This window comes from Streptomyces swartbergensis (assembly GCF_002148965.1).
Classification (GTDB): Bacteria; Actinomycetota; Actinomycetes; order Streptomycetales; family Streptomycetaceae; genus Streptomyces; species Streptomyces swartbergensis.
In genome coordinates this window covers 1-5,606 of record NZ_NGFN01000463.1, presented here as the reverse complement: position 1 = coordinate 5,606, position 5,606 = coordinate 1, and the positions used below count along the sequence as shown (strand labels likewise).

Below are 5,606 nucleotides of genomic sequence, written 5' to 3'. Positions count from 1 at the left end.
GTCCAGGACGCCCGATCGGCCCAACCGCAGGCCCTCCCCGCACGCGTCCGCCCCGGCACCGCCGCCCTCTTCCTGCACGGCAGCAACTACGGCACCTGCCGCGACTTCGCCGCCCAACTCGCCGACGAGGCCGCCGCCGTCGGCTGCGAGACGCAGGTGTTGCCCCTGGACGCCTACGCCGGCGGCCTGCCCACCGACCGGCCCGTCGTCATCACGGCCGCCTCCTACAACGGCCGCCCCACCGACGACGCCACCGCCTTCGCCGCCTGGCTTGAGGAGACCCACGACCTGTCCGGCGTGACGTACGCCGTCCTCGGCGTCGGCGACCGCAATTGGGCCGCCACCTACCAGCACGTCCCCACCCGGATCGACGAGCGGCTCGCGGAGTCCGGCGCCGGCCGCCTGCTCGGCCGCGCCGCCGCTGACGCCTCCGGCGACCTCACCGGCACGGTCCGCGAGTTCACGACGGCCCTCCGCGTCGCCCTGCTGGAGCGGTACGGCGACCCGGACGCCACGACCCCGGACCCGGAGCCCACCACGGCCTACGAGGTCCGCGCTCTGACCGGCGGCCCGCTGGACGCCCTCGCCGAGCGGCACGAACTGGTCCCCATGCGGGTCACCGAGGCGTACGACCTCACCGCGCCCGGCTACGCACGCCGCAAGCGGTTCGTCCGCGTCGCGCTGCCCGACGGCGTCACCTACCGCACGGCCGACCACCTCACCGTGCTGCCCGCCAACCACCCGGACCTCGTCACCCGCGCCGCCACCGCGCTCGGCGTCGACCTCGACACCGTCCTGGACATCCGCGCCACCCGCCCGCGCCGCGACTCGATCGCCGTCGACCGCCCCGTGACGGTACGGCAGCTCCTCACCCACCACGTGGAGTTGCAGGAGCATCTGAGCACCGGGCAGGCCGCCGCGCTCGCCGCTGCCAACCCGTGCCCGCCGGAGCGCACGGCCCTCGCCGCCCTCACCGACGACCCGCGCACCCTCGTGGAGATCATCGAAGACCACCCGGCCCTGCGCGGCGCCCTGGACTGGCCGCAGCTCCTCGACCTCCTCACCCCGCTGCGCCCCCGCCACTACTCCATCTCCTCCTCGCCCGCCGTCGACCCCGGCCACGTGGACCTGATGGTGTCGTTGCTGGAGGCGCCCGCCCTCCCCCACTCTCGGCTGCGCTCGAGCGGGGGGACCCCCATGGGCAAGGGCGTCTACCGGGGCACCGGATCCGGCTACCTGGCCACCGTCGAGCCCGGTGACACGGTCTACGCGCGCGTGCAGCCGTGCCGGGAGGCCTTCCGTATCGACGCCACCGGCGGATCCGCACCGGTCGTCATGATCGCGGCGGGCACCGGCCTCGCCCCGTTCCGCGGCGCGATCGCCGACCGTACGGCGGCCGTCGCCGCAGGCGCGGAACTCGCACCGGCCGTCTGCTACTTCGGCTGCGACGCGCCCGACGCCGACTTCCTGCACGCCGGCGAACTGCGCGCCGCCGAGGCCGCCGGAGCCGTCTCGCTCCGCCCCGCCTTCAGCGAGGCCCCCGAGGGCGAGGTGCGGTTCGTGCAGCACCGCGTCGCCGCCGAGGCCGAGGAGGTCTGGGCCCTGCTGGACGCAGGGGCGCGGGTGTACGTCTGCGGTGACGGTTCCCGGATGGCGCCCGGGGTGCGGGAGGCGTTCCGTACCCTGTACCGGAAGCACACGCCGGGCGCCGACGAGACGGCCGCCGAGCAGTGGCTCGACGGGCTGGTCGCGGACGGGCGTTACGTGGAGGACGTGTACGCGGCCGGCTGACCGAAGGCGAAGGGGAGGGGTGGGCGCACGGTGGTGGACTCCTGGGAACGGGCCCGGCACATCCTGGAGGCGGCGGGCGAGGATCCCGGCCGCCTCGCCCACCTCGCGCCGCTGACCGGCGGCACGTACAACACCGTCGAGGAACTCCGCCTCACCGACGGCACCCGCTACGTGCTGAAGATCCCGCCCGCGGCGGCCACCCCCGGCCTCCGGCACGAGCGCCGGCTCCTCGTCTCGGAGGCCGAGTTCTACCGCTCGGCCGCCCACGCCGGAGTCCCCGCACCGCGGCTGGTGTCCATGGGCGACGACTTCCTGCTGATGACGGCCTGCCCGGGCGACTCCTGGGACGACGGCTCGCTCACCGACGCGGAACAGGCCGCACTGCGCACGGAGCTGGGACGCCAGGCGGCCCGGCTGCACCGCGTGACGGGCCCCGGCTTCGGCTATCCCTCCGGCGCCCTCGGTCCGCTCGCCCCCGACTGGCGGACCGCGTTCACGACGATGTTCGACGCCGTTCTGGACGATGCCCGGCGCTACGGGGCGCGGCTGCCCCGCCCCGTCGACGCGGTGGCCCGTACCGCCCGGTCCGCGTACGGCGCCCTCGACGAGGTCACCGCCCCGTACCTCGTGCACTTCGACCTGTGGCGGGGCAACATCCTGGTCGACCGCTCGGCCGGCGACGCCCGCATCGGCGGCCTCATCGACGGGGAGCGCATGTTCTGGGGCGACCCGCTGGCCGAGTTCGTCTCCCTGGCGCTGCTGGGTGACATCAAGCAGGACGAGGCGTTCCTGGCGGGCTACCGGGAGGCAGGCGGCCGAGCCGGCTTCGACGCCCCGGCCCGACTCCGACTGGCCCTGTACCGCGCCTACCTGTACCTGATCATGCTCACCGAGACGATTCCGCGCGAGGTCGGAGAGGAACAGGAGCGCTGGGTGCAGGACAGGGTCGCTCCGGAACTCGTCGCGGCCCTGGACGAGATCGAGGACCTCCTGGGCCCCGCTCAGCCGTGATGGTGAAATCTCAAACTCTTCGGGTGGCACCGCGCTGAGGTTTCGCAGGTCACGGTGGAGGTACTCGCGTGGCGCCCGGACGACCGAAGGGAGCACGCCGTGACCGACCACCGCCTCGACGCACCCGGCGAGAACGGTGAGCCCGTGCCGCGGGACATGCCGGACCAGCAGGCCGACGCCGGCGAGGACCCGTGGGAGGTCGCCCCGCGCTTCACGGGCACCGGCAAGGACCGGAAGGGCGACGAGAACGAGGCAGAGGCAGAGGCAGAGGCCGACGAGCCCGCCGGCGATGTCCCCGACACGGACGAAGCGGGAACGGGACGGCAGGGAGTACCGCGCTCGGGAACCGTCCACCCGGAGCATCCGGAGCCGGACGAATCCTCCGCCTGACCTGAGCGCCTGAGCGTCGTTGAGCGCTCCGGCGCCGTGAGCGCCGATGGCCGCAGCCGACTGTGGGGGCCGGCTGCGGCCATCGGCCGTCTTCGGCAGGAGTCAGGAGTTGTGTTCGGCAGGGGCCGAGCGGTCAGCCCACCTTGCGTCCCCGCATCGGTTCCGTCCGTGCGCCCCCGCCCTGCTGAAGGCCCTGGAGGAACTCCTCCAGCACCTGCGTCGCCGTACGCTCCGGCCGCCAGCCGAGTTCCGCGCGCGCACGCGTGCAGTCCAGCAGGGGCAGCCGCAGCACCGCGTCGAACAGGTGCGGGGAGGCGGGCAGCAGGTGCAGGCCCCAGGCGGCGGCGATCGCCGAACGGGCCGCGGTGCGCGGCAGCCGTACCGGACGCGCACCGAGCATCTCGCCCAGCACCTGCGCGTCGACCGGCTGCTCGGCCGCCAGGTTGAAGGCGCCCCGGACATCGGAGTGCACGGCCAGCCGGTACGCGTTCGCCGCGTCGTCCGTGTGCAGCGCCTGCACCCGCAGCCCCGGGATGTCGGGCAGGAAGGGCAGCAGCTCCGGACGGGCCAGTGGGCCGGGCAGGAAACGCCCGCCGAAGATCCGGCGCTGCTCGCTCGCGGATTCCCACTTGAAGAGGAAGGCAGGCCGCATCCGCACCACCCGCGTTTCGGGGTGGTCGCGCTCGAACGTGTCCAGCGCGCGCTCCAGGTAGGCCTTCTCCCGGCAGTACGCGGCGTCCGGCCAGCCGTGCGTCGGCCACGACTCGTCCACCGCCCGGTCCTTCGGGCCCGGCGAGTACGCGCCGACCGACGAGGCGTGCACCAGCGCCGGCACGCCCGCTGCGGCCACGGCGTCGAACACCCGCATGCTGCCGAGCACGTTGGTGCGCCAGGTCGCCGCAGGGTCGTGCGTCGGCTGGAACGCCCAGGCCAGATGGACCACCGCGTCGGCGCCCCGGAACTGCTCGGCCAGATCGGACTGCTCGGAGGCCAGGTCCACCGCCGACCAGTCCGTCTTCGGCGGCGACCAGTCGGGGATCCGCCGGGCCAGACCCAGCACGGAGGCGACCTCCGGATCCTCCGACAGGAGGCGCACCACGCTGGTGCCCACATTGCCGGTGGCGCCCGTGACAACGACCCTCATGCCCGTTCCGCTGCTCACCATCCGCTCCTCTCGGCCGCGACCGTCCTCGGAAGATGACCGAGTACCCAGGTCGCGCCGATTGCACGTGGCCAGAGGAAAGCCCCGGCCGGACGGGGGAATCACGGCCGGGGCGGCTCAGAGGTGGGCACGGATGGCGGTCGCCTCTCGGCGAAAGGCTCCACAGGGCTTCAGCCGAACGATCGTCCCTGTGGGCGAATGGTGAGGCCCGGGGACACTGTCCCATCCGCACCCACGTGTTGTTCAACGGGGAACCACTTATGGGTGTTCCGGGCTCCGGCTTCTCTCGCGGTGACGTGTGTCACTGGCTCTCGTGCTCGGGCAGGATCTCCGCCCACAGGTTCTCGGCCTGGAGCAGCAGCGTGCCGAGCACCGCCGTGTGCTCGGCCCCCTGCCCGGCGTGCTCCCGGAGCCCGTCCTGCAACTGCCGGTGGAGCTCCAGCATCCTCTCTTCCCTCTCGTCGTCCCGGCGGGGGTCCGAGCTGCCGTCGAGCAGCCGGTCGGCCTGCGTTTCGCAGGCGTCCCCGATCAGGCCCAGCAGCTCCGCGTAGGAGCGCAGAGCCCGGCCCTCGGGCGGTGCGGGCGAGCGGCTGTCGTCCACGGCCACCGCCAGCGCCCGGGTCAGGGCGGTGACGTGCCCGGTGACACGGCCGAGGCGTTCGTCCTCGTCCGGCGGCGGCAGGGGCATGTGCGGAACGCGGTGCAGGGCGCGCAGTGGGCCGTAGGTCAGGCGCAGGCTCTCCTGGCTCCAGCGGCGCGCCGAGCGCAGCGCGTCCAGACGGCGCTCCAGCCGTGCCGCGGCGTTGAGCCAGCCGGTGGCGCTCTGCGCGTCCCAGTCGCCCTGGCGCAGGTCATCGGCGACGCAGCGCAGAACGTCGCCCGATTCCCTGGCGAGGGCCGCCAGGTTCTCCCGGACGTCCCGCAGATGGATCGGCGGGAGGATGAGCGCGTTGACGGCGACGCCGATGACGGCGCCGAGCGCCGCCTGCCCCACCCGGTGCCCGACGCCGGACATGCCGACGGCGCCCGAAGTGAGGGTGAATAGAGCCGTGGTCGCCGCGTAGATGCCCTGGTCGCCGAAGCGGGGCCAGTTCGAGAGCAACATCAGCACCGGGACGGACAGGGCGAGCGCGCCCGTCGTGTCGCCGGTGAGGGCCAGCGTCGCCGAGGCCAGCACGCTGCCGACGCAGATCGCCCCGAACTGCCGCGCGCCCTGCACCAGCGAGCTGTAGACCGTGGCCTGCACCAGCAC

General features: G+C 73.8%; 5 protein-coding genes. 3 read left to right on the top strand and 2 right to left on the bottom strand.

From position 1 onward, the window contains the following. The 3 genes from CA983_RS39955 to CA983_RS39945 all read left to right on the top strand — a co-directional run. Window positions 1–1,791: flavodoxin domain-containing protein (locus CA983_RS39955; RefSeq protein ID WP_208637142.1), on the top strand; the 1,791-nt coding region annotated here is incomplete at its 5' end. Between the two features lie 30 nt (window positions 1,792–1,821). Then, window positions 1,822–2,802 carry a phosphotransferase family protein gene (locus CA983_RS39950; protein ID WP_086605589.1) on the top strand — a complete coding sequence of 327 codons (981 nt, stop codon included), beginning with the start codon at window positions 1,822–1,824 and terminating at the stop codon, window positions 2,800–2,802. Window positions 2,803–2,901: 99 nt separating this feature from the next. Next, window positions 2,902–3,192 carry a hypothetical protein gene (locus CA983_RS39945; protein ID WP_086605591.1) on the top strand — a complete coding sequence of 97 codons (291 nt, stop codon included), beginning with the start codon at window positions 2,902–2,904 and terminating at the stop codon, window positions 3,190–3,192. Window positions 3,193–3,325: 133 nt separating this feature from the next. Here the strand turns inward: CA983_RS39945 and CA983_RS39940 are convergent, their stop codons facing one another. Both CA983_RS39940 and CA983_RS39935 read right to left on the bottom strand, forming a co-directional pair. Beyond that, entirely contained in the window at window positions 3,326–4,354 is a 1,029-nt protein-coding gene (locus CA983_RS39940; RefSeq protein WP_086605590.1) for an SDR family oxidoreductase, read from the bottom strand. A 301-nt stretch (window positions 4,355–4,655) separates the two neighbouring features. Then, a partial coding sequence (locus CA983_RS39935) for an FUSC family protein (RefSeq protein ID WP_086605588.1) occupies window positions 4,656–5,606 on the bottom strand: 951 nt, incomplete at its 5' end.